Origin of the sequence: Amycolatopsis sp. NPDC024027 (assembly GCF_040638975.1) — a bacterium.
Classification (GTDB): domain Bacteria; phylum Actinomycetota; class Actinomycetes; order Mycobacteriales; family Pseudonocardiaceae; genus Amycolatopsis.
Genome location: NZ_JBEZYY010000002.1, coordinates 15,617 through 39,779, shown reverse-complemented (window position 1 = coordinate 39,779; position 24,163 = coordinate 15,617). Strand labels below are relative to the sequence as shown.

Genomic DNA, 24,163 nt, shown 5'->3' with positions numbered 1-24,163 from the left:
CTGTGTTTGAGCTGTGCGGAGCGTCAGCGAGTGCTGTGCCTCGCAAGCCGCCTCGAAAGCGCGAACCTTCACAGCAAATGCACAGCCACCGCACAGCGAACACCGACGCCGGGCCGGGAAGGTGGCACTATGACCGCTATGAACGCCACGTCACCCGGCGCTGGCAAGGCCGACCTCCGCCGCGCCGACGGGAGCCCGGTGCGGGTCCTCGTCGTCGACGACGAGGCGACGCTGGCCGAGCTCGTCTCGATGGCCCTGCGGATGGAGGGCTGGGAGGTGCGCAGCGCGGGCGACGGCACCGAAGCGGTCCGGATCGCGCGCGAATTCCGCCCCGACGCCGTCGTCCTCGACGTCATGCTCCCCGACTTCAGCGGCCTCGAAGTCCTGCGCCGGATGCGGTCCGAGGCGCCTCACCTGCCGGTGCTGTTCCTGACGGCGAAGGACGCGGTCGAGGACCGCATCGCCGGGCTCACCGCGGGCGGCGACGACTACGTCACCAAGCCGTTCAGCCTCGAGGAGGTCGCGCTGCGGCTGCGCGCGCTGCTGCGCCGGGCCGGCGGGGTGACCGGGTCGAGCGGGTCGACGCTCGTCGTCGGCGACCTCACCCTGGACGAAGACAGCCGCGAGGTGCACCGCGGCGGCGACCTGGTGCCGCTCACCGCGACCGAGTTCGAGCTGCTGCGCTACCTCATGCGCAACCCGAAGCGGGTGCTGTCGAAGGCCCAGATCCTGGACCGCGTGTGGAGCTACGACTTCGGCGGCCAGGCCAACATCGTCGAGCTCTACATCTCCTACCTGCGCAAGAAGATCGACGCCGACCGCGAGCCGATGATCCACACCATGCGGGGCGCCGGGTATGTCCTCAAGCCCGCAGGCTGAACCGGAGCGCGTCCGCCGGCCGTGGTCGCTGCGGCGGCGGCTGATCGTCCAGCTCGCCGCGCTGCTGGCCCTGGTGTGCCTGGTCGTCGGCGTGGTCACCGAATTCGCGCTGAGCGAGTTCCTCGTCGGCCAGCAGGACAAGCGGCTGGCCGCGGCGAGCGACCGCGCCGCGCACGCCGGGGAACGCCCGCCGCCGTGGACCTACGGCGAAGCGCCGCCACCGGACCCGCTGCGCGCGCTCGGCCAGGGCGAGGGCACCCTCGCCGTGGTCCAGGTCGGCTCGAAGGCCTCCGCCGGGGTGCTCGACTCGAGCGCGGCCGGGGCATCGAGGCGCAAGGCGCCGTTCAAGGACATCCCGAAGGCGCAGGTGCTGACGCTGCTCGAGGTGCCGTCCGACGGGAAGCAGCACAGCGTCGACCTCGGCGGCTCCCTCGGCGAGTACCGCGTCGTCTCGACGACGTCGCCCCGCGGCGAAAAGACCGTCATCGGCCTGCCGCTGAAAGACGTCAACGAGACGCTCTGGCAGCTCGGGTTCATCCTCGGCGGGGTCGCGCTCGCCGGGATCCTGGTGGCGGGCGCGGTCGGCGCGGCGACGATCCGGCGCACGATGCAACCGCTCGACCGGCTGGCCGCGACCGCGACGCGCGTCTCCGAACTGCCGCTGGACCGCGGCGAAGTGGCGCTGTCCGAGCGCGTCCCGGAGGCCGACACCGACCCGAACACCGAGGTCGGCAAGGTCGGCTCGGCGCTGAACCGGATGCTGCAGCACGTCGCGAACGCGCTCACCGCGCGGCACGCGAGTGAGAACCGCGTCCGCCAGTTCGTCGCGGACGCCAGCCACGAGCTGCGCACCCCGCTGGCGGCGATCCGCGGCTACGCCGAGCTGACCCGCCGCGGCGGCGAGCAGGTGCCCCCGGACGTCGCGTTCGCGATGAGCCGCGTCGAGTCCGAGTCGCGCCGGATGACGACGCTGGTGGAGGACCTGCTGCTGCTCGCCCGGCTGGATTCCGGCCGCCCGGTGGTGCACGAGTGGGTGGACCTGTGCCGCCTGGTGGCCGACGCGGTCGCGGACGCGCACGTCGCGGGCCCGGGGCACAAGTGGCTGATGGACGTCCCTGGCGAACCGATCGGCGTCCGCGGCGACGCGGGCCAGCTGCACCAGGTGGTGATCAACGTCCTCGCCAACGCGCGCACGCACACCCCACCGGGCACGACGGTGACGACCACTCTGTCCACATCGGACGGAATCGTCCGGCTCCGGGTGGCCGACGACGGCCCGGGCATCGCCCCGGAAATCCTCCCGGACATCTTCGAGCGCTTCGCCCGCGGCGACAATTCACGGTCCCGCGCGGCGGGGAGCACCGGGCTCGGGCTGGCCATCGTGGCCGCGGTGGTGGCGGCGCACGGGGGGCGGGTCGGGGTGCAGAGCCGGCCGGGGCGGACGGAGTTCGAGATCACCTTCCCGGCGGCGCCGGCCCCCTGAGTGTGCAGTGAATGACTCATTCCTGTCGTCCGACGACAGGAATGAGTCATTCACTGCAAGCGGTCGGGCGATGCACAGCTGACGCACAGCTTCGCCACAAGTTCACCACATCCGGCGCCGACACGGTGAACGCCATGACGACCACGCTGTCGGCGCCCGAACACGCCCAGCCCCAGCCGCCCGCTCCTGCCCGGAAACCGCGGTGGGTCAACCCTTCCGTGGCCACGCTGCTGGCCGGCACCGCGCTGCTCTACCTGTGGGACCTGGCGAAAACCGGCTGGGCCAACGACTTCTACGCGATGGCCGCGCAGGCCGGCACGTGGAGCTGGAAGGCGCTGTTCTTCGGTTCGCTCGATCCGGGCAACGTCGTCACCGTCGACAAACCGCCGTTTTCGCTGTGGATCATGGGGCTGTCCGGCCGGCTCTTCGGTTTCTCCAGCTGGAGCCTGCTGGTGCCGAACGCGCTCGCCGGGGTGGCGTCCGTCGGATTGCTCTACCTCGCCGTGCGACGGCTCTCGGGACCCGGTGCCGGGCTGCTGGCCGGGGCCGGGCTCGCGCTGACGCCGGTCGCCGCGCTCATGTTCCGCTACGACAACCCCGATGCCTTCCTCGTGCTGTTGCTGGTCGCCGGGGCCTACTGCGTGGTGCGGGCGCTGGAGCACGCGAGCACGAAGTGGCTGGTGCTCGCCGGGGTCGCGATCGGCTTCGGGTTCCTCGACAAGATGCTGCAGGCCTTCCTCGTGCTGCCCGCGTTCGTGCTGGTGTACGCCGTCGCGGCGCCGACGTCGCTCGGCCGCCGGGTCGGCCAGCTGTGCGCCGCGGCGGGCGCGGTGCTCGTCTCCGCCGGCTGGTGGATCGCGGCCGTCGCGCTCTGGCCGGTCGCGGACCGGCCCTACATCAGCGGCTCGACCGACAACACGGTGCTGGAACTCGCGTTCGGCTACAACGGCCTCGGCCGGATCTTCGGCGAAGGGCGCGGCGGCCGGGCGGGCACGCCGCCCGCCGGGCTGGAGCTGCCCACCGGTGCCCGGGGTGGTTTCGGCGGTGGCGGCTTCGGCGGCCAGGCCGGCCTGACCCGGTTGTTCTCCGGCGAGTTCGGCGGCGAGGCGTCGTGGCTGCTGCCGGCCGCCGTCATCGGGCTGGTCGCCGGCCTGTGGTTCACCCGCCGCGCGCCGCGCACCGACCGCACGCGGGCGGCGCTGCTGCTGTGGGGTGGCTGGCTGGTGGTCACCGCACTGGTGTTCAGCACCATGAGCGGCATCATCCACCCGTACTACACGGTCGCCTTGGCCCCCGGGATCGTCGCCACGCTGGCGATTTCCGCGCGCGAGCTCTGGCGCGGCCGGGCGAACTTCGCGGCTCGCGCGGTGCTCGCCGTCATGCTCGCCGTGACGGCGGTCTGGGCGTTCGTCCTCCTCTCGCGGACGCCGGACTGGCAGCCGTGGGTCCGCTACGCGCTCCTCGTCTCCGGCGCCGCCGCCGTCGGGGGCCTGCTCTTCGGCGCCGACCGCTTCCGGCGGCTCGGCCCGGTCGTGGCCGTGCTCGGTCTGTGCGGCGCGCTGCTCGGGACGGCGTCCTTCACGCTGGCGACGGCCGCGACCGCGCACTCCGGCGGGACGCCGTCGTCCGGCCCGGCCGTCGCCAGTGGACGCGGCTTCGGCGGCCCGCGCGGCTTCGGCGCGGGGGAAACGGACACGGCCGCAATCGACCTGCTGAAGGGCACGACGACGAAGTGGGCCGCGGCGCAGAGCGGCGCGATGCAGTCGGCGGGCCTGGCACTGGCGAGCGGACGGCCGGTGCTCGCGATCGGCGGCTTCAGCGGCAGCGACCCGGCGCCGACGCTGCAGCAGTTCCGGCAGTACGTCGCCGACGGCGACATCCACTACTACGTCGCCGGTGGTCGCGGGGGCTTCGGCGGCGGCCGCGGGACCGCCGGGGAGATCCAGGCCTGGGTCGAGCAGAACTTCGCCCCGCTCTCGGTGGGTGGCACGACCGTTTACGACCTGACTAAATCTGTCGGTTGATCGAAATTCCACGGCCGGGTGGAATTGTTTCCAGCGTGTTAACAGTCCGGGAATCATTCGGCGTATCCCGGACCGGTGCGGTATCGGCCGATGCGGACAGGTGTTCGATTTCCGGGATGGCGGCCGGCCGATTCCGAACGACCGTTCGGATCTGCCCTCTCGCTCTCGGTGATGATCTAGGCACTCCTCGCCGCCGCGGTAACGACTAGGGGTGATCGGTCGTGCAGTTGCACGCGATTCCCGCACGCGCACGCACCCGAATTGACCGGGTGGCCGACAGAAACGCTCACGAAGTTGATCTTGAAACCCGCGAATTCGTGCTGGTTAGCCCACCTGGCGGTCACTCGTTCGGCTGAACTGGCGGACGTTGTGGGGATCTTGTGCTACTCGCTAGGCTCTCCGCCGGGAGAGGGACAGGGGTGGCTGATCCGGTGCGCTGAGTGCCGGGAATTCACTGAGCGTAGGTGCTCCCTGTCCGCGTTCTCTCGCGATGACCCGATCAGGTGCGGCCGGAAGTGAGCAGCGATGACCGTGCGCGGTAGCGCAGCTCGACGAGATCCCCCTTCCCGTCGTCACCACTGGTAGCCCCGAGCACCGCAATTCCCCCTTTGGTACGGCACCACTCCACTTCCCCCGCATCCTGGAGTCTCGTTGTGATTTCCCGTCCTCGCCCCCGTCTGCTGACGGTGCTCCTGACTTTGCTGACTCTCGCCGGGGTCACCGCGCTTTCGGGGTGCAGCGACAGCTCCGCCTCCGGCAGTGGCAACAAGGTCACCATCGGGTTCAGCGCCTGGCCGGGCTGGTTCCCCTGGCAGGTGGCGCAGGAACAGGGCCTGTTCGCCAAGAACGGCGTCAACGTCGACCTCAAGTACTTCGACAACTACACCGACAGCATCAACGCGCTTTCCAGCGGCGCCATCGACGCCAACAGCCAGACCCTCAACGACACCCTGTCGTCGGTCTCCGGCGGCGCCAAGCTGTCGATCGTGCTGGTGAACGACAACTCCACCGGCAACGACAAGGTCATCGCCCGGGAGGGGATCACCAGCATCGCCGACCTCAAGGGCAAGAAGGTCGCCGTCGAGCAGGGTGCGGTCGACCACTACCTGCTGCTGCTCGCGCTGCAGTCGGCGAACCTGACCGAAAAGGACATCCAGCTCGTCAACCTCCCGACCGACGCCGCCGCGGCCGCGTTCAAGAGCGGCCAGGTCGACGCGGTCGCCGCGTTCGCGCCGTTCACCTCGACGGCGCTGGAGCGCGCGGGCAGCCGCGCGATCTCGACGTCGGCCGAATTCTCCGGCGCCATCCCGGACCACCTCGTGACGTCGCAGAAGCTGGTCAAGGACCACCCGAAGGACGTGCAGGCGCTCGTCAACACCTGGTTCGAGACGCTCACCTGGATCAAGAACAACAAGGACGCGGCCGTGAAGATCATGGCCAAGCGCGGTGGCGTGTCCGACGCGGACTACAAGTCCTACGACGCCGGCACCACGATCTTCACGCGGCAGCAGAACATCGACGCGTTCACCCCGGGTGTCACCGCGGAGCACCTCGACTTCCAGGCGAACAAGATCATCGACTTCATCGTCGGCGCCGGTCTCGCCCAGCAGCGGCCCTCGCTCGACGGCCTGTTCGACGACCAGTTCGTGAAGGCCGCCCCCCAGTGAGCGGTCCGACCCAGCGCACCACCCCGGCGAGCCCGGCCGAGGCGCGGGCCGCCGAGGCGCAGGAGGCGGAGCAGCGGCTCGCCGAGCAGCAGGAGGCCGGCCGGGCGGGCGGTGGCCGGCCGGCCTGGTCGCCGCTGCCCCGCCGGGCCGGGTTGAAGCCGTCCGCTTCGCCGCTTTTCTCCTTGCGCACGCCGATTTCCGCGGCATCCCGCTGGAAGCTCGCGGTGCTGGCGTTCGCCATCCCGTTCCTGGCGTGGGTCGTGCTGAGCATCAGCGGGGCCGTCGATCCGACGTTCCTGCCGTCCCCGGTCGCGGTGCTCAAGGCCGGGGCGGACATGGCGGGCACCGGTGAGCTCTTCGACGACCTCTGGACGACCACCCTGCGGGTGCTCGAAGGCTTCGGGCTCGCCGTGCTCGTCTCCGTGCCGCTCGGCATCCTGATGGGTTCCTTCGCCGCCGGGCAGGCGTTCTTCGAGCCGCTGATCGGGCTGATGCGCTACCTGCCGGCGAGTGCGTTCATCTCGCTGCTGATCATCTGGCTCGGCCTCGGCGAGCCGTCGAAGATCGCCATCCTCTTCATCGGCACGGTCTTCTTCAACACGCTGATGACCGCCGACGTCGTCCGCGCCGTGCCCAGCTCGCTCATCGACGTCTCCTACACGCTCGGCGCGCGCCGCGGCGAGGTGCTGCGCAAGATCGTCGTGCCGCACTCGCTGCCCGGCATGATCGACGCGATCCGGGTCAACGCCGCCGCGGCGTGGAACTTCGTGGTCGTCGCCGAGCTGATCAACTCCTCGGCCGGCCTCGGCTACCGGATCGTCCGCGCGCAGCGGTTCCTGCAGACCGACAAGATCTTCGCGGTGCTCGTGGTCATCGGGATCGCCGGGCTCGCCATCGACGTCCTGCTGCGCCTGCTGCGCACGCGGGTCGGGAAGTGGGCGGCATGACGCTGGAACTGCGGAACGTCGCCAAGGACTACACCGTCCGCGGCAAGACCACGCGCGCGCTCGACGGCGTCGACCTCGAAGTGCTGCGCGGCGAGTTCGTCTGCGTCGTCGGCGCGAGCGGCTCGGGCAAGTCGACGCTGCTGTCGCTGGTGGCCGGGCTCAGCCGGCCGACCGAGGGCGAGATCGTGCTCGACGGCGTCCCGGTGACCGGGCCCGGGCCGGACCGGGGGCTCGTCTTCCAGGCCGGCGCGCTCTACCCGTGGCGCAGCGTCGAGAAGAACGTCGCGTTCGGACTCGAGCTGCTCGCCCTGGATCCGGTCGAGCGGGCCAAGCGCATCGACTGGTACCTGGCCGAGACCGGGCTCGAAGCCGTGCGGAAGTCGCTGCCGAACCAGCTTTCCGGAGGCCAGAAGCAGCGGGTCGCGATCGCGCGGGCTCTGGCGTGCGAGCCGGAAGTTCTGCTGCTGGACGAACCCTTCGGCGCGCTGGACGTCCAGACCAAAGAGGACATGCAGGTGCTGATCCGCCAGGTGTGGGCCGACACCGGCACCACGGTGCTGATGGTCACCCACGACGTCGAGGAAGCGGTCTTCCTGGGCGGCCGGGTGGTGGTGCTCGCCTCCGACCCGGGCCGGATCGCCGCCGACGTCGAGGTGGTGCTGCCCGCCGAGCGCGACCTGGCGGTGAAGCGTGAACCGGGGTTCCTCGCGTTGCGCGCCCGGATCGAGGATCTGGTCCGGGAGCAGCACCGGGGCCACGTGAGCCGGGTGGCCGCGGTCGAGTGAGAACGGAAGACGGGAAGGTGGCGGGATGAGACACGGCAGGCCGGTCGCGAAACGGGCCGGTGGCGGGGGTTTTCTCGCCCGGCTCGGGATCCGCGGCAAGCTGAACCTGCTGCTCCTGCCTCCGCTGGTCGCGGTGGTGCTGGTGTCGGTGCCGTTCGTGCTGACGCAGGCGACCAGCGCCGGTGCGGCGGCGCAGTCGGCGACGGTGGCACGGCACGCGCAGCAGCTCGGCGGGTTGATGTGGCAGCTGCAGCGCGAGCGGCTGCTGACGGCCGCGTTCGTGGCGACGCCTTCGGCGAGCCCCGACCAGATGGTCCAGCAGCAGAAGGTGGTCGACAGCGCGGTCGCCGACGTCCGCGCCGTGCTGGGGGCCGACGCTCCCGACGAGCTTTCCGCGGCGCTGACCCGGATCGGTTCGCTCGGCGAGCTGCGGCAGAACGCCGCCCGCCGCGGCGTCGCGCTCGACAGCGTCGCCCGTACCTACCACGCCGTGGTCGACGCGGTAATCGATTCACTGCGGCTGGTCCCGCAGCTCACCAGTGACGCCGAGGGCACCCGGGAGCTGACGGCCCTGGACGCGCTGCTGCGGGCGAACGAGGAGAACTCGCTGCGCGCGATGGCCCTCATCGTGACCGCGGTGTCACCGGTGGCCGGGCGGCCCATCCTGGACGACGCGACCCAGCAGGCGCCGATCTTCGTCGACCGGTTCGTCAAGCAGGGCGACGACGGTGACGACAGCGAGCGCGCCGCCCAAGTCGTCCACGTCGAGCAGAGCGACGCCGGCCGGCGCGTCGACGAACTCGCCGCCCAGGTCGCCAACCCGCGTGACGCGGCGGGCACCACCCAGTACGTCTCGAGCGTGCTCTCCGCGGCGGACAGCCACGCGGGGCAGCGGAAACTCGTGCAGGAGCGGGCGATCAGCGAGATCACCGACTCCGCGACCGAACGAGCCGACAGCGCGGTCCGGCTGGCCTGGACGGTGGGCCTGGGCGCGGGCGGGCTGTTCCTGCTGGTCGTCTTCCTCGCCGTCGCGGTGTCCCGCTCGATCGCCGGGCCGCTGCGCCAGCTGACCACCGCGGCGACGTCGGTCGCCGACCTCGCCGGCACCGAGCTCGTCCGCGTGACCGACACCGAGGAGGCCGAGGAGCAGATCCCGCGCCTGGCCACCATCGACGTCGTCTCCGAAGACGAGCTGGGCAAGCTGGCCGCCGCGTTCAACCGGGTCCAGACCACCGCGGCCGAGCTGGTCGAGCGCCAGGCGCTCACCCGGCGCAACACCAGCCTGATGTTCGCGAACGTCGCGAAGCGGACGCAGAACCTCGTCGGCCGCCAGCTCGCCCTGATCGACGAGGTCGAGCGCAACGAGCAGGACACCCGGCTGCTCGCCAGCCTCTACCGGCTCGACCACCTCTCCACCCGCCTGCGCCGGAACGCCGACAACCTGCTCGTGGTGTCCGGCACCCGCGACGAAACGCGGATCGCCGGCCCGATCGAGCTGTCCACGGCGCTGCGCTCGGCGCTCGCGGAGATCGAGGACTACCAGCGCGTCAAGCTCGGTGTCGTCGCCGAAATCCTGCTGTCGTCCGCCCTCGGCGCCGACCTCGTGCTCGTGTTCGCCGAGCTGCTGGAGAACGCGACGTCGTTCTCGCCACCGGGCTCGATGGTCGAGGTGGACACCATGCTGCTGGCCGACGGCGCCTGCCTGGTGAGCATCGTCGACCACGGCATCGGCATGACCGCGGAGAAGCTGGGCGAGGAGAACCGGCGGCTCGTCGAGCGCGAGCGCCTGGAGCTCGCGCCGACCAGTGTGCTCGGCCTGTTCGTGGTCGGCCGCCTGGCGCGGCGCCACGAGCTGCGGGTCGAGCTGCTCGCGACGCCGACCACCGGCGGCGTGACCGCGCGGCTGACCATCCCGGCGTCGCTGTTCAGCCACCGCAACGAGCTGCGGCCGAAGACGGAGCAGCCACCCGTGATCCCGGCGCAGGCCGCGCCGCCGGTCGCGTCGTCGCCGCGGCACGCCGCGCCGGCCGTCCCGATCGCACCGGCGGTACCGGCTGTACCGGCCGCACCGCCTGCTCTGTCCTCTTCGGACGAATTCCGGCCGGCGGCGCCCGAACCGGTCCCCGACCGGCCCGCCGAACTGCCGGCGCCGGCGATCCCGGCGCTGCTCGGCCACGGCAACGGCTTCCGCTGGTTCCGCGAACTGGAACCGGTGTGGCCGGACGCCGAACCCGACGCCGAACCCGCCGAAGCGCCCGAGCCGGTGGTGGCGGCCGCGGCGGTGTCGTCATCGGTGACGTCATCGGAGTCGCGAGGCGGCCTGCGCCGCCGGGTCCGCGGCGCCCAGCTGCCCAGCCCGGGCGCGTCCGCGGCGGTGGCCGACACCAAGCCGCGGCACGACCCGGAAGCGACCAAGGCCGCGATGGACGGCTTCGCGAGCGCCTTCGCGAAGGCCGCCGAGGTCAGCGTCCCGCCTGCCAACGCCTTCGCCAAGGCCGCCGAGGTCACCGCGCTGACGGCCGACCCGCCGCCCGCCGCCGGGACCGAACCGGTGTCACCTGTCCCGGCCCGCGTCCCCGCGGACGCGCCGCTGGTGGCCACGGCCCCGTTCACGGCCGCCGCGCAGTCGCGCGACGGCCTGATGCGCCGTGTCCCCGGTGCCCAGCTCGCCCCGGGCCTGCGTCAGCAGTCCGCGGGGCGGCCGCTCGCCCGCGCCGTCGCCAACCGCTCCAAGCGGGACCCGGCGGCCGAACGAGCGGCGTTCGACGCGTTCGCCGCCGGCCTTGCGAAGGCGGAGGACGTGACGGCAGACAACCCGCCCCAAGGCGTGGTCGCCGGTCGTGTGATGGAACGAGGAGAAGAGAGCAGGAAATGAGCATCCCCGCACCTGGCGTCAGTGTCGAAGCCCAGAACTTCAACTGGCTGGTGAGCCGCTTCGCGCAGCACACCGCGGGCGCGATAGCCGCCATCGCGGTCTCGGCCGACGGCCTGCTGATCGCGATGTCGACGGAGCTCGAGCGCTCCAACGCCGACCGCCTCGCCGCGATCTCCTCCGCCATGCTCGGGCTCGCCCACGGCGTCTCCGACAGCCACCCGCTCGGTTCACCCGACAAGGTGATCATCGAACTCGAGTACGGGTACCTGCTCGTCTGCACGATCAGCATCGGCTGCTCGCTGGGCGTGCTGGCCAACAAGCAGGCCAGCCTGGGCACGATCGCCTACGAAATGGCGATGTTCGCCAACCGTGCCACTGAGGTTCTGACGCCCGGGCTCATCGAGGAGCTCAAGAACACCGTCGGAAGCTGAACAGCGGCGCTTTGCGCCTCCGTCGAGGGTGGAGGTGGGGGCATGGAGGGAGTTAGTGGGTTGCGATGACCGAAGAACCGGACATCTCGCTGCTGCGGCCGTACCTGATGACCTCGGGACGGGCCCAGCCGGTCGACCAGAGCCTCGAAATCGAGGCCCAGGTCATGACGTCCCGCCTCGGTGCGGCGTCGCACCCGAAGCTCACGTTCGAACGCCAGGAAATCGTTTCCCTCTGCCGGAACACGATGTCGGTCGCCGAGGTGGCCGCCATGCTCGGCCTGCACATCGGCGTGGCCAGGGTGCTGGTGGCCGACCTCGCCGAACTGGGCTACGTCGTCGTCCGGCGGCCGGGCAACCACAACTCGCACGACCTCGGCATGATCGAAAGGGTCATTCGTGGACTCGAAGCCATTCACTGAACCGGGCACCCGGCCGCCGGCCCCGGTCAAGATCGTCATCGCGGGCGGCTTCGGCGTCGGCAAGACGACGGCGGTGTCGTCCATCTCGGAGATCAAGCCCCTCACCACCGAGGCGGCGATCACCTCCGTGGCGGCGACCGTGGACAGCACCGGCCACGTCCCGGCCAAGACCACGACCACGGTGGCCCTGGACTTCGGCTGCATCACGATCGACGACGAGGTCAAGCTGTACCTGTTCGGCACGCCGGGCCAGGACCGCTTCGGCTTCATGTGGCAGGACCTGGTCCACGGCGCACTGGGCGCACTGGTCATCGTCGACACCCGCCGCATGGACGACTGCTACCCGGCGGTCGACTACTTCGAGAACGCGGGCCTGCCGTTCGTGGTCGCGGTGAACATGTTCGACGGATCACTCGGCCACAACCTCGAGGACATCCGCTGGGCCCTCGCGGTCAGCGACGACGTCCCGCTGATCACCTTCGACGCCCGGCAGAAGCTGTCGGTGCGAGACGCGCTGCTGGCGGTGCTGCACAACACGTTCAAGCGGGCCCGAGCCCAGGCAGGTGCAGGCGCCTGAGCGGACTTCGCTACACTGATCCACGGACCCCGCGCGGCGTCCACCCTGTGAACCTCCCCAGGGCCGGAAGGCAGCAAGGATAAGCAGGCTCTGGCGGGTGCGCGGGGTCCCCTTCTTTTCGGCTACCGGCTCTGGGGCTTCGCCCCTTCGCCGGGCCTTCACTTCGTTCTTCTGCCCGGGGGCCGAGCCCCCGGACCCCCACGGTGCCTCGGGTGCGGTCTGGGAGCTCTGCCGTACCCCCCCGGTGGCCTGACGTGTTGTGTGGTCTTCCTTGGGTGGGCCCTTAGGCCTGCCGTGTCGTCCGGGCTGCCGTGGTGGGGCCGCTGCCGCTGCCGGTGGGTCGGCCGTCTCGTCTGGGCTGTCGTGGGTGGGCGGGGGTGGGGTCAGAAGAGGCCCAGGACGTCGTTCGGGGGCTTGGGGGGCGGTGGAGCGTCCGCGTCCGTTATCGGGGTCGCTCTTCCCGCCAGTTTCCGCAGCTCCGCGCCGTACACGCACCTTGCCGGGAAGGCCGCCGAGGCCGTTTGGCGGGTCAGCTCCTCCGTGGGGAGCTCGGCTGCCGAGGCCGCCAGCACCAAGTTGCCGAAGCGGCGGCCGCGCAGTACTCCCGGGTCCGCCAGGAGCAGGACCTCCGGGAAGACCTCGAGCAGCGTTGCCAGGAAGCGGCGGGCGAACGGCAGGCCCGAGCCGTCCGTGATGTTCGCCAGGTAAATGCCCTGGGTGCGGAGGATGCCCGCGATCGCCCGGGTTGCCTCCAGCGTCGCCAGGCCGCCGGCCAGCGTGGCCCTCTCGAACGCGTCGACCACCACCAGGTCCGCCGACTCCGCGCGGCGCGTCGCCAGGCCTTCGCGGCCGTCCGTCACCCGGACGCGCAACCCCGGCACCCGCAACCCCAGCTGCGCGCGGACCAGCTCCACCAGTTCGCCGTCGGCGTCGAACACCAGCTGGCGGGACCCCGGCCGCGTCGCCGCGACGTACCGCGGGAGCGTGCACGCCGCCCCGCCGACGTGGAGCGCGTCCAGGGGGCCCGGTGGCAGCCGGTCCACCACGTCCGCGAACCGGCGGACGTAGTCGAACTCCAGGTGGGCGGGGTCGTCGAGGTCGACGTACGACTGCGCGACGCCGTCCACCGACACCAGCCAGGCGTTGCCGCGGGCGGTGTCGCGGACCAGCTCCGCCGTGCCGAACCGCACCGGGTACCGCCCGGGCACCGGCTCGGGCTTTCGCGTGCGGCTCACGGAATCCGAGGTTATCGGAAACATTCCGACCGCTCCGTCGATAAGGGAACGGACGATCATCGATCGAGGGGGTTTTACCTTGCGTGCAAACGCAGTAATCGTTGCCGCGGCACTCGCGGCGGGGGTCTTCGCGACACCCGCGGCCGCGGATGTGCTGCCCGACCGGGCGCAGGCCGTTTCGCTGCTGGAGACCGGCGGTCCGGGCGTGGCGCGGGCCGCCGAAGCGGCGTTGCTCGGCTCGCCCGCCGACCTGCAGGCCTTCCTCACCGCCGGCCGCCAGCATGCGCAGAACGACGACGAGCGGGTCCTCGTCAGCCAGGCGCTCACCTCCGGCGGCCCGATCACCAAGCGCACCGCCCAGCGGGCACTCAGCGGCAGCCAGGACGACATCCGCGAGTACCTGGCGAACGGCCTGCCGCTGGCCCGCAGCGCCGACGACCGGATCGCCGTCAGCCAGGCCGTGGACGCCGGCGGCCCGACCGTCAACGAGCGGGGCACGGAGGTACTCGACAACGGCACACCCGCCGACGTGCGGGCCTTCCTGGAGACCGGCCTGCAGCGGGCGAAGGACGTCGACGACCGCGTCACGGCCAGCCAGGCCATGGCCGCCGGCGGCCCGGAAGTCCAGGCCGCCGCGCAGGCGGCGCTCGACGGCACGCCGGAGGACGTCCGGTACTTCCTGTCGCTGTGGCGGCAGGTCGCCGCGAACTACGACGGCGAAGTCACCGCGGTCCAGGAGCAGCTCGACGCGGCCAAGGCCGCCGCGGCCGCCAACCGTCCCGCGGACGTGAAGCTCGCCGCGGAGAAGGCCGCGCAGCTCGCCGCGGACGCGCGGAAGGCGAACGCCGACCGGCTCGCCACGCAGCGGGCCCAGAACCAGCAGGACGGCCAGGCAGCCTCGGCCGCCGAGGCGGCCGCGCAGCAGCAGGCCGGCGAGGCCGCAGCGCGCGCCGCGCAGGCGAAGAAGGACAACGACAAGCTGCTCGCCGACGCGGCCGACCCGGCGCTGACCGTGCCGAACGGCCGCAAGGCGTCCGTCTACCTGCTGCGCAACGGCAGTGCCGCCGTCAAGAACGCCGCCCGTGCCGCGCTGAGCGGCTCGGACGACGACGTCGTCACGTTCGTGCACAGCGGTCTCGCCGTCGCGCAGGAGTCCGACGACCGCGCCGCCGTCTCGGCGATCGCGGCGGACCCGAACGCCCGCCCCGGCCTGCGCCAGGCGGCTCGTGACGCGCTCGCCGGCCCGTACGCCGGGGTCGCCGCGCTGCTGCGCACCGGTGACTACCCGGGCCGGGACACCGACGACCGCATCGAGGTCAACCAGATCCTGGCGGCCGGCGGTCCCTCGACGAAGCCGGCGGCCCAGCGGGCGCTGGACGGCACGGTCGCGGACATCCGCGAATTCCTGGCCCACGGCCGGTACGTCGCGCACCTGATCGACCTGAGCGTGTACGCCACCCGCACCCTGGGGGAGGGCCCGGAGGTGGAAGCCGTCGCGCAGGGCGTGCTCGACGGCCCGGACTCGGCCCTGCAGCAGTACCTGGACGTCACGCTGCCCAAGGCGCGGGCGCGTGACGCGTTCACCTCGGCGCACGTCACCAAGGTGAACGCTCTGGTCGCCGAAGCGGCGGCCCTGGTCTCCTGACCGCACGGCGAAGGTTGTCGGTGGTGCCCGGTACCCTCGCGACGTGGCTCTCGCGCTGTACCGCAAGTACCGTCCGGCAACCTTCGCCGAGGTCGTCGGGCAGGAGCATGTGACCGAACCCCTCCGCACGGCGCTGGCCGCCGGGCGGATCAACCACGCCTACCTCTTCTCCGGTCCACGCGGCTGCGGCAAGACGTCGAGCGCGCGGATCATGGCCCGCTCGCTGAACTGCGTCAAGGGGCCGACGCCGGACCCGTGCGGCGAGTGCAACTCGTGCAAGGCACTCGCGCCGGAGGGCTCGGGCAGCGTCGACGTCACGGAGCTCGACGCGGCCAGCCACGGTGGTGTCGACGACGCCCGCGAGCTGCGTGACAAGGCGTTCTACGCGCCGGCCGAGGCGCGCTACCGCGTGTTCATCATCGACGAGGCGCACATGGTCACCACGCAGGGCTTCAACGCCCTGCTGAAGATCGTGGAAGAGCCGCCCGAGCACGTCATCTTCATCTTCGCCACCACCGAGCCGGACAAGGTGCTGACCACCATCCGCTCGCGCACGCACCACTACCCGTTCCGGCTGATCCCGCCGAGCTCGATGCGCAACCTCCTGGAGCGCAACATCGCGGCCGAGGGCGTCGAGGTCGAGCCGGCGGTGTACCCGCTGGTCATCCGTGCGGGCGGCGGGTCGGCGCGGGACACGCAGTCGGTGCTCGACCAGCTGCTCGCCGGCGCCGGGCCGGAGGGCGTTTCGTACTCTCGGGCGGTCTCGCTGCTGGGCGTCACCGACGTCGCGCTGATCGACGACATGGTCGACGCGCTCTCGGCCGAGGACGCGGCCACGGTGTTCGGCACCGTCGAGAAGCTCACCGAGGCCGGCCACGACCCGCGCCGGTTCGCGACCGACCTGCTCGACCGGCTGCGCGACCTGGTGCTGCTGCGCGCGGTGCCGGAGTCCGCGGGCGGGCTGGTGTCCGCGCCCGAGGAGGAGCTGTCGCGGATGGTCGCGCAGGCCGAGCGGCTCGGCCTCGGCACCCTCTCCCGCTACGCCGACATCGTCCACAATGGACTTCTGGAGATGCGCGGCGCGACCTCGCCCCGGCTCGTGCTCGAACTGCTGTGCGCGCGGATGCTGCTGCCGTCGGTGACCGATGCGGAAAAGGCCCTGCTGGCCCGGATCGAGCGCCTGGAGCGCCGCGCGACGCTGGCCGGCGGCGGCGGCGCGCCGGCCGAGGGCGGCGTGGAGCCACCGGTGCGGGCAGCTCCGGAACGCGAGTTTTCACGGCCTTCGCAGCGCCCGGGCTCGGCGGGTCCGGCCCCGGTGCCGGAGCCGGTCAAGCCGCCCGGCCGCCCGGCCGACGGCGGGAGTGCCGCGCGTCCGCCCGCTTCGGCGCAGCCCCGCGAAGGCGGGAGCGCCGCGAAGACGCCGGTTGCGGCCCAGCCGGGCGACAGCGGTTCGGGTGCCACGCGCACTCCGGCCGCGGCGGCTTCGGCGGCTTCGGCGGCTTCGGCGGCCGAGACCCAGTCGGGCGGCTGGGGCGCGGTGCGCACGCCCGGCGGCGGCACGCCCGCTCCGGCGAGCGCCTCCGCGTCTTCCGATGACGCCGCGCGCGCGGCCGCCCCGGCGCCGGAACCCGCGGCCGGCGCACCCACGGCGTCGGGCGGGATGGACGCCGCCGGGATCCGGAGCATCTGGCCGCAGCTGATGACCGCGTTGCGCAAGTTCACCGGCGGCCGCAGCATCGAGGCGATGCTGACGCAGGCCACGGTCGCGAGCGTCGAGGGCAACGCCTTGACGCTCACCCACAAGTCCGAACCGCTGGCCCGTCGCCTTTCCGACCAGGACAACGCCCGCAAGATCGCGGGCGCCCTGACCGAGGTCCTGGGCGGCGACTGGCAGGTCCGCTGCGTCCACGGCAACGCCCCGGCGGCGGCGGCCGCCGCCCGGCCGCAGCAGGCGGCACCGGCACCGGAGCGGTCGTTCACCCGCCAGTCGGCGACGGCCGCGCCGCCCGCCGAACCGGCGGCCCGCCCCGCGACCCCGCCGCCGCCCCCGGCGCGGCCCAAGGTCACGACGAGCGAGCCGGACATCCCGCTGCCCCCGGAACCCTCCGACGAGGACGACGAGGACCTCTACAACGAGGACGCCAGCCCGGCCCCGCCGCCGCCCCCACCCCCGCCGGACAAGGACCCGGACGAGCTGGCCCGCAAGCTCCTCTCCGAGCACCTCGGCGCCCGCCCCCTCGACTGACACAGCCGTGTCGACCCTCGGATCACGCGTGTCGACTACCGGATCACGCCTGTCGTCCCTCCAAGTACGCGAGTCCGCCAGACCGGTGTGCTTGAAGGGACGACACGCGTGATTGAACGGACGACACGGTGGGTCAGGACGCCCAGGGGCCGATGCCCGTGACCCGGTCGGCCGTGATGCGCACGATCACGGCCGTCGGTGAGCCCTGGTTGCCCAGTTCGTACTTCTCGGCGCCGAGGTACCGGCGGGCCTGCCGGTCCATCAGCGCCGTGAACTCGTCGGCGATGTCCGGCCCGGTCACCCGGGCGGTGCCCCGGACCAGCAGGTACTGCGGCAGCCCCCGTGCGTCGCGCTCGTCGTGGTCCTCGATCAGCACGGTGACGCGCGGGTCGGTGCGGATGTTGCGCACCTTGGGCCGGCGGCCCTCCATGCCCATCACGATCTCGTCGCCCTCCCGGCTGGCCCAGACCATCGAGGTCTGCGGCGAGCCGTCCGGGTTGATCGTCGTCAGCACGGCGTTGAACGGCCGTTCGAACAGGCGGTGGCAGCTTTCGGGAAGTTCCATGGTTCCGAGAGTAGGAAGCCGACGGGTACCGCTCGGTACCTTTGTTCCCATGGGTGACTTCTCGGGTGACGTCTTCCTCGCCGACTGCCCGGCCCGGCTGGCGATCGAGATGATCGCGGACAAGTGGGCGGTCGTCGTCGTGTTCGCGCTCAGCCGCGGCCCGCGGCGGCACGGCGAGCTGGCCGGCCTCATCGGCGGCATCTCCCGCAAGGTCCTCACCCAGACGCTGCGCAAGCTCCAGGGCTACGGCCTGGTGGACCGCCGCGCGTACGCCGAGGCGCCGCCGCGCGTCGAGTACTGCCTGACCGAGCTGGGCCGGACGCTCGTCGAGCCGATCGGTGTGCTCACGAAGTGGGCGACGCAGCACGGCGAGGCCGTCCTCGAGGCTCAGGAGGCCAGGTAGGCCTCGATCGCCGCCGCGATGGCCGACGCGAACTGCTGCCGGCCGTCCGCGCTCGTCATCCGGGCCGCCTCCGTGGCGTTGCGCATGTTGCCGCACTCCACCAGGGCCGCCGGCCGGGTCGAGAGGTTGAGGCCGGCCAGGTCCGCGCGGGCCGACAGGCCGTTCGTGCCGATGTAGTTCGCCGCGCTGAAGCCGCTCGTGCGCATCGTGTCGCGCAACGTCTGCGCCAGCCGCGTCGAAGGTGCTCCCTGCGCGGCGTTCAGCGGGGGTGACGAATACGCGACGTGGAAGCCGTTCGCCCCCGCGGCCTCCGAGCCGTCGGCGTGGATGGAGACGACCGCGTCCGCGTTCGCGTCGTTGCCGATCGCCGCGCGGCGGTCGACGCAGGGGCCGACGCCGGTGTCGTCCTGTCGCGTGTAGACCACCTTGATCCCCTTGTCCGCCAGCGCTTTCCCGACCCGCTGGGCGACGTCGAAGGTGAACGCGTGCTCGGGGTAGCCCGCGTTGGTCGCGGTGCCGGTGGTGTTGCACGGCTTGGTCTGCCCGCGCCCGGCAGGCACCGGGCGGTTGATCTCCGCCGGGTGGGCGCCGTTGCCGCCGTTGTGCCCGGGGTCCAGCACGACGACCTTCCCGGCCGCCGCCGGCGGCGTGGCCGACGGAGACGAAGACGGCGATGGCGTTGGCGATGGCGAGGGAGACGACGGCGTGGGTGACGCGGTCGTTGACGTGACCACGGGCACCGGAGGGGGCGCGGGCGCCGCTGGAGCGTCGTCGGAGCAGCCGGTGAGCAGGAGGGCACCGGCCAGCAGGAGGGGAGCAGTCGCGCGTCGCACGGCGACCACGGTGCCACAGCCCGGCACTTCGCGTGGCGCGACTACCCTGGTGGGGACACAGGCGTGCAGAGAGGACCGAGTGCGATCATGGCCCAACCCGGCGGCGGCTTCGACCTTTCCCAGCTGATGCAGCAGGCGCAGCAGATGCAGCAGAAGCTCGTCGAAGCCCAGGAAGAGCTGGCCAACACCGAGGTCACCGGCACCGCCGGGGGCGGACTGGTCACCGCGACCGTGTCCGGTGACAGCCAGCTGAAGAGCCTCCAGATCGACCCGAAGGTGGTCGACCCGGACGACGTCGAGACGCTGTCCGACCTGATCGTGGCGGCGGTCCGCGACGCGTCGGCGAGCGCGCAGAAGCTCACCGAGCAGAAGCTCGGCCCGCTGGCCGGCGGCCTCGGCGGCGGTGGCGGCATGCCGGACCTCGGCAGCCTCGGCTTCGGCGGCTGACGAACTTGTACGAAGGTGTCGTCCAGGACCTGATCGACGAGCTCGGGCGCCTGCCCGGGGTCGGGCCGAAGAGCGCCCAGCGGATCGCGTTCCACCTGCTGGCCGCGGATCCGGCGGACATCTCGCGGCTGCAGGACGTCCTCGGCAAGGTCAAGGAGGGCGTGCAGTTCTGCGAGGTGTGCGGCAACGTCTCCGAGCAGCAGAAGTGCCGCATCTGCCGTGACGAGCGCCGCGACCTCACGGTCATCTGCGTGGTCGAGGAGCCGAAGGACGTCCTGGCGGTCGAGCGCACCCGCGAGTTCAAGGGCCGCTACCACGTCCTGGGCGGCGCGCTCGACCCGCTGTCGGGCATCGGCCCGGAGCAGCTGCGGATGCGCGAGCTCCTCAAGCGCATCGGCGAGGCCGACATCAGCGAGATCATCATCGCGACGGACCCCAACACGGAGGGCGAGGCGACGGCGACGTACTTGGTCCGCATGCTGCGGGACTTCCCGGGCCTGAGCGTGACGCGGCTGGCGTCGGGGCTCCCGATGGGCGGTGACCTGGAGTTCGCGGACGAGCTGACCCTGGGTCGCGCGCTCTCCGGTCGCCGGGTGCTCTAAAGGGCGTCGAAGCGGCGCAGGTCGTACAGGTTCATCAGCCTGATCACCTTGTTCGCGTACTCCGGGTCGGTGGCGTACTTCTTCGCCACCGCCCGGATGAACGCGTCCGGGTCCGTGCGCACCGGCAGCGCCGCCGCGTAGTTCGAGGACGTCGTCAGCAGCCGGCCGTAGTCGCGGAACGAGTCGTCGATCGAGGCGTACGAGCGGAAATACGCGTCCACCGGGTGGCACGGCACCGGAATGCACTCCGTCGTCGGGTAGCGCGCGCAGCGCAGGGCGATCGGTCCCGGGCTCGACGGCGTCACGCACTTGAAGCCGAAGTGGTTCAGCTCGGCCGTGGACAGCTTGCTGCGGCCCCAGTTCGACTCCAGGATCGCCTGCGCCACCGTGACCGACGCCGGGATGTCGTACGCCGCGTGGATCGCGCGCGCGATCGGACCCGCCGCGCCGACGTACGCCTCCTGGAAGCCCGCCGTCAGCGCGGCGTCACGAACCGCGCTCTGGTCGATGGGTGGAACGACCACCAGCAGCGCCGCCAGTCCGATGTGGATCATGGCGACACTTTGCCCGGCTCACCCCCGGAAAAACCCGGGGTCACCCCAACGAGACCTCAGCAGTAGCCGAGCTGCGCCAGGGTGTCCACGACGATCTCGGACGGGTGGTACTTGTCCATCCAGGACTCACCGCGCCGGTTCTGGTACGTGTCGAGGAAGTTCTGCAGCTTGTCGCCGCGCATTTCCGTCAGCACGACCGTCTCGCCGAGGTGCTGCGGCGTCTCCGTGCGCTCGCGGTGCACCGCGCACGGCAGGCCGAGGTAGTAGCACTCCGCCGAAAGACCACCCGAATCGGTGACGACGTACTCGGCGCGCGCCACCAGCGGCAGGAACTTCAGGTACCGCATCTTCGGCTGGACGATGAACTGGTCGTCGAAGATGTTCCCGATGCCCAGCGAGCGGATCTTCTCGCGCTCCGGCGCGCCGGCCATGTACAGGATCGGCATCTTGCGGCTCTGCTCGCGCAGGATCTCCAGCGCCTCGCGGTACTTGTCCGGGCGCGAGACCAGCTCGAAGCGGTGCAGCGTGGCCAGGCCGAACTTCTCCGGCAGGTCCGGCACGTCCAGCGGCTGGTTGATCGCCAGGCGCATCGCGTCGATCGCCGTGTTGGCCTCGGTGTCGACGACCACGCCGCGGGCGTTGCGGAGGTTGTTGACCTCGCGGATGCTCGGCGCGAAGTGGATGTCGACGATCTTCGCCGCGATCTTGCGGTTCAGCTCCTCCGGCAGCGGCGAGAGGATGCTGCCCGAGCGCGCGCCCGCCTCGACGTGCCCGACGCGGGACTTCAGGATCCGCTTGCCGATCAGCGAGCCGTACGGCGTGGTGAACGTGTCGCCGTGCACCAGCACCAGCGGCGGGCGGCCGTCCTCGGTCAGCGCGGCGCGCAGTTCGTGGCGGCGGCTCCACGCGGTGCGCAGCACCTGCGCGGCCCAGCCCGGGACCTGCGCCGGCGACTCGAGGTTGTGGGCCTTGTCCTCCGGCACCAGCCAGACGTCCGGCTGTGGCATGTTCAGGTCCGCGAGAACGTCCGCGACCTCGTCGACGTGCTGAGCGGTGAACCAGATCTTCGGCCGCATCCCGCGCTCGCGGATCCCGTGGTAGACCGGGGCGATCTTGATCAGTTCCGCGGTGGTGCCGAGAATGAAGGAAATCACCGTGAAGCCCATTTCTGGTCGGGTGCGGTGGCGTAAGGATACTGGCCGACCTGCCACGGGGGCCGCCGGGTAGCCTCGGCACGGTGAGTGCGAACCCGCTCCTCCCCTCGCTCAGCGTCGTGATCCCGGTCTACAACGAGCAGGACTGGATCGAACGCAGTGTCGGCGCGCTGCTCGCTTCGGCGTCCGCCGCGAGCTGGCCGATCGAGGTCGTCGTGGTCGACGACGGCAGCACGGACGCCACGCCGTCCCGGCTCGACGACCTGCGCGAACGCCACGGCATCACCGTACTGAGCCAGCCCAACGCCGGCCGGTTCGAGGCCCGGCGGGCGGGCATCGCCAAGTCCTCCGGCGAGTGGATCGCGCTGCTCGACAGCCGCGTCATCGTCGACGAGCACACCCTGACGTTCCTGCGCGACCAGCTCGTCGAACACCCCGAGCGCGCGGTCTGGAACGGCCACATCAACGTCGCGTCCGAGCACAACCCGTACGCCGGGTTCATGGCCGGCCTGGTCAAGGTGCCCTGGCGCAAGTACTGCGCGAACCCGCGCCTGATGTCGTACGGCATCGAGGAGTTCGACGTCTACCCGAAGGGGACGACGTTCTTCTGCGCCCGCCGCGGCCTCCTCGAGGGTTCGGTGACGGCGTTCGCGTCGCTGTTCGACGACCTCCGCTTCGCCAGCGACGACACCCGCATGCTGCGCTGGATCGCCGAGCACGAGCGGATCTGGCTGGCCCCGGAGCTGTCGGCGACCTACCACGGGCGCGACTCGTTCAAGAAGTTCACGCAGCAGGCCTACTTCCGCGGCACGACCTACGTGGACTCCTACATCGCCTCGCCCGGCCCGGCCCGCAACGCCCTGTTCGGCGCGCTCGCGGCCGGTGTCGTCGGCCTGGTCTTCGCCGCGAAGAAGCCGAAGACGACGCTGGCCGCCGGTGTCCTCGGCGCGGTCGCGGCGGGCGAGGTCGTCAAGAAGTGCGGCGCGACCGGCTCCGAGGCCCGCGCGGTCAGCGCGCTGCTGCCGGTGTTCGCCGGCGGGTTCGGCGCCGGTGTCCTGCGCGGACTCGCCATGGCCGGGCGCGCCCGGCTCCGTCGTCGATGAGCACTGAAGTGGACACGCCGGCCACCGCGCGCAGCGGACGCACGACCGCGGGCAGCCTCGGCGGCTCGCTGATCGTGTCCATCGGCCTCGGCTACCTGCTCACGGTCGCCTGCCAGCGGTTGCTGTCCCCGCCGGAGTACGCGGTTTTCGTCACCTTCTGGGGCCTGGTCATGGGCCTCGGCAGCACCCTCTCACCGCTCGAGCAGGAGCTTTCGCGCCAGTCGGCGGTCGCCGCGCTCGCCGGCGGCAAGGCCGGCCGCCCGGCGCTGCGGGCGGTCGCGGTCGGCGTGGTCGTCGCGGCCGCCTTCTCGCTCGCCCTGCTGATCCCGCCGGTCAACGAAAAGCTCTTCCGCGGCGACTGGTCGCTGGCGCTGGTCGTGCTGTGCGGCGGGGTCGCGTTCGCCTGCCAGTTCGGCACGCGCGGGCTGCTCATCGGGCAGCACAAGGTGAAGGCCTTTTCCCTGCTCGTGGTGGCCGAACCGGCGATCCGGGCGCTCATCTTGGGTGTCCTGGTCGTCTCGGTCGCCTACAACGTCGTCTCGCTGGCGATCGCGGTCGCCGCCGGCTCGTTCGCCTGGCTGCTGTTCGCCCGCCCGGCCCGGCAGCTGCTCGACTTCCGGGTCGAGGGCGACGGCTGGGGCGTCACGTCCCGCCGGATGGGCATGCTGCTGGCCGGCGCCGCGCTCACGGCCGCGGTCATCACGGGCTATCCCGCGCTGGTCGGCCTGCTCGCGCCCGGCGGAGACCGCGACCGCGTCGGCTCGCTGTTCGCGGCGCTGGTCATCGCCCGGCTGCCGCTGACCCTGATCGGGCCGGTGCAGTCGCTGGCCGTGCCGTTCGTCGTCCGGCTCTCGGTCACCGAGGAAGGGCGCCACAAGCTGCGCCGCGTGCTGGCTCTCGGCGCCGGCGCCGCGCTGGTCCTCGCCGCGGTCGGTGCCCTGGTCGGGATGTGGATCGGGCCGTGGGCGGTCCGGACCGTCAGCGGCCCGAAGTACGACATCGACGGCTGGTCGGTGGCCGGGCTCGTGTGGTCGTCGGTGCTGCTGGTGCCGATGCAGCTGCTCACGGCGGTGCTCATCGCTCGCACCCAGGCCCGGCTCGTGCTGGTCACGTGGGCCGTGGTCACCGGCACGGCGTCCCTGGTGCTGCTGTTCCTGCCGGGTGACACGGTGTTCCGCGCGGTGGTCGCGCTGGCGGTGGCGCCGACGCTGGGGCTGGCGGTCGTGCTCGCCTTCGTGCTGCGGCGGGCGCCCGAGCCGGTCGAGGCCGGCCCGGCAGCCGCCTGAGCCT

The 24,163-nt window shown here is 71.8% G+C and carries 22 protein-coding genes and 1 other RNA gene; 18 read left to right on the top strand and 5 right to left on the bottom strand.

Features of this window, described 5'->3' with window-relative positions; all coding sequences use genetic code 11:
• Positions 1-129: 129 nt before the first annotated feature.
• The 11 genes from AB0F52_RS04970 (at position 130) to ffs (ending at position 12,203) form a co-directional block, all read left to right on the top strand.
• The gene (locus tag AB0F52_RS04970) at positions 130-879 is read left to right on the top strand and encodes a response regulator transcription factor (protein ID WP_360164696.1); all 750 of its coding nucleotides are present in this window, start codon (positions 130-132) and stop codon (positions 877-879) included.
• The gene (locus AB0F52_RS04965; protein WP_360164694.1) at positions 857-2,362 is read left to right on the top strand and encodes a HAMP domain-containing sensor histidine kinase; all 1,506 of its coding nucleotides are present in this window, start codon (positions 857-859) and stop codon (positions 2,360-2,362) included. Before AB0F52_RS04970 ends, AB0F52_RS04965 begins: the two co-directional genes overlap by 23 nt.
• 134 nt (positions 2,363-2,496) lie before the next feature.
• Positions 2,497-4,386: a glycosyltransferase family 39 protein gene (locus AB0F52_RS04960; protein WP_360164692.1), complete on the top strand. Its 1,890-nt coding sequence runs from the start codon at positions 2,497-2,499 to the stop codon at positions 4,384-4,386.
• 653 nt (positions 4,387-5,039) lie between these two features.
• Complete coding sequence (locus tag AB0F52_RS04955; protein ID WP_360164690.1) at positions 5,040-6,053, top strand: ABC transporter substrate-binding protein; 1,014 nt, start codon at positions 5,040-5,042, stop codon at positions 6,051-6,053.
• Entirely contained in the window at positions 6,050-7,000 is a 951-nt protein-coding gene (locus AB0F52_RS04950) for an ABC transporter permease (protein ID WP_360164688.1), read from the top strand. Before AB0F52_RS04955 ends, AB0F52_RS04950 begins: the two co-directional genes overlap by 4 nt.
• The gene (locus AB0F52_RS04945; protein WP_360164686.1) at positions 6,997-7,785 is read left to right on the top strand and encodes an ABC transporter ATP-binding protein; all 789 of its coding nucleotides are present in this window, start codon (positions 6,997-6,999) and stop codon (positions 7,783-7,785) included. The genes AB0F52_RS04950 and AB0F52_RS04945 overlap by 4 nt, the downstream gene beginning before the upstream one ends.
• 25 nt (positions 7,786-7,810) lie before the next feature.
• A complete protein-coding gene (locus tag AB0F52_RS04940; RefSeq protein WP_360164684.1) occupies positions 7,811-10,660 on the top strand; it encodes a nitrate- and nitrite sensing domain-containing protein in 2,850 nt (949 codons plus the stop codon).
• A complete protein-coding gene (locus AB0F52_RS04935) occupies positions 10,657-11,091 on the top strand; it encodes a roadblock/LC7 domain-containing protein (RefSeq protein WP_103343522.1) in 435 nt (144 codons plus the stop codon). Before AB0F52_RS04940 ends, AB0F52_RS04935 begins: the two co-directional genes overlap by 4 nt.
• A gap of 65 nt (positions 11,092-11,156) precedes the next feature.
• Entirely contained in the window at positions 11,157-11,510 is a 354-nt protein-coding gene (locus AB0F52_RS04930; protein ID WP_020642116.1) for a DUF742 domain-containing protein, read from the top strand.
• The gene (locus tag AB0F52_RS04925) at positions 11,488-12,087 is read left to right on the top strand and encodes an ATP/GTP-binding protein (protein WP_360164681.1); all 600 of its coding nucleotides are present in this window, start codon (positions 11,488-11,490) and stop codon (positions 12,085-12,087) included. The genes AB0F52_RS04930 and AB0F52_RS04925 overlap by 23 nt, the downstream gene beginning before the upstream one ends.
• 21 nt (positions 12,088-12,108) lie before the next feature.
• Positions 12,109-12,203, top strand: an RNA gene (gene ffs / locus AB0F52_RS04920) — signal recognition particle sRNA small type.
• A gap of 267 nt (positions 12,204-12,470) precedes the next feature.
• Here the strand turns inward: ffs and AB0F52_RS04915 are convergent.
• On the bottom strand, positions 12,471-13,346 hold the full coding sequence (locus AB0F52_RS04915; protein ID WP_360164679.1) for a fused MFS/spermidine synthase: 876 nt from the start codon (positions 13,344-13,346) through the stop codon (positions 12,471-12,473).
• Positions 13,347-13,401: 55 nt separating this feature from the next.
• Between AB0F52_RS04915 and AB0F52_RS04910 the strand changes: the two genes are divergently transcribed.
• Together AB0F52_RS04910 and AB0F52_RS04905 are read left to right on the top strand one after the other, a co-directional pair.
• Positions 13,402-14,967 (top strand): ALF repeat-containing protein, encoded by a 1,566-nt coding sequence (locus AB0F52_RS04910; RefSeq protein ID WP_360164677.1) that lies wholly within the window; start codon positions 13,402-13,404, stop codon positions 14,965-14,967.
• A gap of 43 nt (positions 14,968-15,010) precedes the next feature.
• Complete coding sequence (locus tag AB0F52_RS04905; RefSeq protein WP_360164675.1) at positions 15,011-17,212, top strand: DNA polymerase III subunit gamma and tau; 2,202 nt, start codon at positions 15,011-15,013, stop codon at positions 17,210-17,212.
• Between the two features lie 133 nt (positions 17,213-17,345).
• Here the strand turns inward: AB0F52_RS04905 and AB0F52_RS04900 are convergent, their stop codons facing one another.
• A complete protein-coding gene (locus tag AB0F52_RS04900; protein ID WP_360164673.1) occupies positions 17,346-17,777 on the bottom strand; it encodes a TIGR03618 family F420-dependent PPOX class oxidoreductase in 432 nt (143 codons plus the stop codon).
• A gap of 49 nt (positions 17,778-17,826) precedes the next feature.
• Between AB0F52_RS04900 and AB0F52_RS04895 the strand changes: the two genes are divergently transcribed.
• Positions 17,827-18,180: a helix-turn-helix domain-containing protein gene (locus tag AB0F52_RS04895; protein ID WP_360164671.1), complete on the top strand. Its 354-nt coding sequence runs from the start codon at positions 17,827-17,829 to the stop codon at positions 18,178-18,180.
• Here the strand turns inward: AB0F52_RS04895 and AB0F52_RS04890 are convergent.
• The gene (locus AB0F52_RS04890; RefSeq protein WP_360164669.1) at positions 18,165-19,022 is read right to left on the bottom strand and encodes an N-acetylmuramoyl-L-alanine amidase; all 858 of its coding nucleotides are present in this window, start codon (positions 19,020-19,022) and stop codon (positions 18,165-18,167) included. The genes AB0F52_RS04895 and AB0F52_RS04890 overlap by 16 nt on opposite strands.
• A 78-nt stretch (positions 19,023-19,100) precedes the next feature.
• Here AB0F52_RS04890 and AB0F52_RS04885 point away from each other — a divergent pair, with 78 nt between their 5' ends.
• Together AB0F52_RS04885 and recR are read left to right on the top strand one after the other, a co-directional pair.
• On the top strand, positions 19,101-19,460 hold the full coding sequence (locus AB0F52_RS04885) for a YbaB/EbfC family nucleoid-associated protein (RefSeq protein WP_013230627.1): 360 nt from the start codon (positions 19,101-19,103) through the stop codon (positions 19,458-19,460).
• Positions 19,461-19,465: 5 nt separating this feature from the next.
• Positions 19,466-20,062, top strand: coding sequence for a recombination mediator RecR (gene recR / locus AB0F52_RS04880; RefSeq protein ID WP_103343528.1), 597 nt, complete (start codon positions 19,466-19,468; stop codon positions 20,060-20,062).
• Here recR and AB0F52_RS04875 read toward each other — a convergent pair.
• Positions 20,059-20,616, bottom strand: coding sequence for a glucosaminidase domain-containing protein (locus tag AB0F52_RS04875; protein WP_360164666.1), 558 nt, complete (start codon positions 20,614-20,616; stop codon positions 20,059-20,061). The genes recR and AB0F52_RS04875 overlap by 4 nt on opposite strands.
• 56 nt (positions 20,617-20,672) lie before the next feature.
• Positions 20,673-21,782 carry a UDP-N-acetylglucosamine 2-epimerase gene (locus AB0F52_RS04870; protein WP_360164664.1) on the bottom strand — a complete coding sequence of 370 codons (1,110 nt, stop codon included), beginning with the start codon at positions 21,780-21,782 and terminating at the stop codon, positions 20,673-20,675.
• A 71-nt stretch (positions 21,783-21,853) separates the two neighbouring features.
• Between AB0F52_RS04870 and AB0F52_RS04865 the strand changes: the two genes are divergently transcribed.
• Positions 21,854-22,873, top strand: coding sequence for a glycosyltransferase family 2 protein (locus AB0F52_RS04865; RefSeq protein ID WP_360164662.1), 1,020 nt, complete (start codon positions 21,854-21,856; stop codon positions 22,871-22,873).
• Positions 22,870-24,159, top strand: coding sequence for a hypothetical protein (locus AB0F52_RS04860; RefSeq protein ID WP_360164660.1), 1,290 nt, complete (start codon positions 22,870-22,872; stop codon positions 24,157-24,159). Before AB0F52_RS04865 ends, AB0F52_RS04860 begins: the two co-directional genes overlap by 4 nt.
• Positions 24,160-24,163: the final 4 nt, after the last annotated feature.

What these genes read in the sequence shown, in the direction of transcription:
- AB0F52_RS04970 (WP_360164696.1), top strand. Translation starts at nt 130, where the DNA reads ATGACCGCTATGAACGCCACGTCACCCGGCGCTGGCAAGGCCGACCTC.
- AB0F52_RS04965 (WP_360164694.1), top strand. Translation starts at nt 857, where the DNA reads ATGTCCTCAAGCCCGCAGGCTGAACCGGAGCGCGTCCGCCGGCCGTGG.
- AB0F52_RS04885 (WP_013230627.1), top strand. Translation starts at nt 19,101, where the DNA reads ATGGCCCAACCCGGCGGCGGCTTCGACCTTTCCCAGCTGATGCAGCAG.
- AB0F52_RS04930 (WP_020642116.1), top strand. Translation starts at nt 11,157, where the DNA reads ATGACCGAAGAACCGGACATCTCGCTGCTGCGGCCGTACCTGATGACC.
- AB0F52_RS04960 (WP_360164692.1), top strand. Translation starts at nt 2,497, where the DNA reads ATGACGACCACGCTGTCGGCGCCCGAACACGCCCAGCCCCAGCCGCCC.
- AB0F52_RS04940 (WP_360164684.1), top strand. Translation starts at nt 7,811, where the DNA reads ATGAGACACGGCAGGCCGGTCGCGAAACGGGCCGGTGGCGGGGGTTTT.
- AB0F52_RS04875 (WP_360164666.1), bottom strand. Translation starts at nt 20,616, where the DNA reads ATGATCCACATCGGACTGGCGGCGCTGCTGGTGGTCGTTCCACCCATC.
- AB0F52_RS04900 (WP_360164673.1), bottom strand. Translation starts at nt 17,777, where the DNA reads ATGGAACTTCCCGAAAGCTGCCACCGCCTGTTCGAACGGCCGTTCAAC.
- AB0F52_RS04870 (WP_360164664.1), bottom strand. Translation starts at nt 21,782, where the DNA reads ATGGGCTTCACGGTGATTTCCTTCATTCTCGGCACCACCGCGGAACTG.
- AB0F52_RS04935 (WP_103343522.1), top strand. Translation starts at nt 10,657, where the DNA reads ATGAGCATCCCCGCACCTGGCGTCAGTGTCGAAGCCCAGAACTTCAAC.
- AB0F52_RS04860 (WP_360164660.1), top strand. Translation starts at nt 22,870, where the DNA reads ATGAGCACTGAAGTGGACACGCCGGCCACCGCGCGCAGCGGACGCACG.
- AB0F52_RS04945 (WP_360164686.1), top strand. Translation starts at nt 6,997, where the DNA reads ATGACGCTGGAACTGCGGAACGTCGCCAAGGACTACACCGTCCGCGGC.
- AB0F52_RS04895 (WP_360164671.1), top strand. Translation starts at nt 17,827, where the DNA reads ATGGGTGACTTCTCGGGTGACGTCTTCCTCGCCGACTGCCCGGCCCGG.
- AB0F52_RS04915 (WP_360164679.1), bottom strand. Translation starts at nt 13,346, where the DNA reads ATGTTTCCGATAACCTCGGATTCCGTGAGCCGCACGCGAAAGCCCGAG.